At 60.5% G+C, this 1,199-nt stretch carries 2 protein-coding genes; both read right to left on the minus strand.

Annotated elements, in window-relative coordinates; all coding sequences use genetic code 11:
- The coding region (locus AWB81_RS43195; protein ID WP_159939041.1) for a UvrD-helicase domain-containing protein at positions 1-626 on the minus strand (626 nt) is incomplete at its 3' end.
- 9 nt (positions 627-635) lie between these two features.
- On the minus strand, positions 636-1,199 hold a 564-nt coding region (locus tag AWB81_RS43200), incomplete at its 5' end, for a hypothetical protein (RefSeq protein ID WP_062644716.1).

The following is a 1,199-nucleotide window of genomic DNA, read 5'->3' on the forward strand; positions in this document are numbered from 1 at the left end:
GCGTGCAGTTCAATCCAGCGGTACTGCAACGGGTCAGTGTCCTGAAACTCGTCAACGAGCAGATAGGTGAACGCGTAGGGGGCGATGGTGCCTTGCTCCATCCCCTCTACAGCGAGGCGCAGCATGTCCTGGAAATCGATCTTGCCGTTCCGTGCAAGCGCGTCCTGATAAGCGTGATACAGCTCGCCGTCGGCAGTGTTCGGGTCACACCGCCCGAAATTGGTCTTGATCTTCTCGATCGTTGGAATGACGTCCTCTGCCTTCCCGTCGCGGCCGAGTTCCTGCATCACACGGATGAGCAGGCCGAGCCGGTCGCCATCGGAGGCGATATCGAGCGCACGCGCACCGGGGCGTTTCAGTTGTTTGAAGGCGAGGGAATGGAAGGTACCTGCGATCAGGCGCTTCTTCACCGACTCGCCGGCAGCGGCCAGGATGCGCTCACGCAATTCTAGCGCGGCATCCTTCGAGAAGGTGACGGCGCCGACCGTCGCCGAGCTGTCTTGTAGCAGCAGCGCTGCTTTCGTGGCGATCGTTTTCGTCTTGCCCGCGCCCGGGCAGGCGATCGCCACGCAATGCTGGCGCAACTGGGCGACTTCCCGTTGCTGGGGATTGAGTTCGTCCAGCATCGCGCCTCCTTAGTTGCCGCGGACCGTCGTCATCAGCTTCAGATGCGTCATGTACCCGCGAATGCCAAGCGGGTTGAACCGTTTGAGAAAGTTGACGGCCTCGTCGTCGACGTCGGACTGATCGCGAATGCCGTTCCAGACCATGAAGTCGAAGTGATCCATCGCCCGGTCGAACTTCATGATCGCGCTAAGCACGCGCATCGAAAAGCGCGAGTAAGCCTCGACCTCGATATCCATCGCAGGCATAGGAATCGTCGGTTCGAACACAAACTCTTTGTTGGCACGAAGCTCGGCTTCCTTCTGCTGACGGAACCCTTCGGCCACGCGCAGTTGCTCGTCGACGTAGGTCTCGATGCCCGCGAGCAGCTTCTCCAGCGCGCTGTTGACCACATCCTTGTCGTTCTCGCCGAACGTCGACCGGCCGAAACGCTGCATGTTGATGCTCATGCGGTTGATGTACGGCCACCATTGTTCGAAAAGCGGCTTCAGGCGGGTATGGTTCAGACGCACGCGGGCGGTCACGACTGCTGCGCCGGAAAGCTGGCGGTCCAGCAATTGACGGCCGATTTCGCG

This window comes from Caballeronia arationis (assembly GCF_001544975.2).
Classification (GTDB): Bacteria; Pseudomonadota; Gammaproteobacteria; order Burkholderiales; family Burkholderiaceae; genus Caballeronia; species Caballeronia arationis.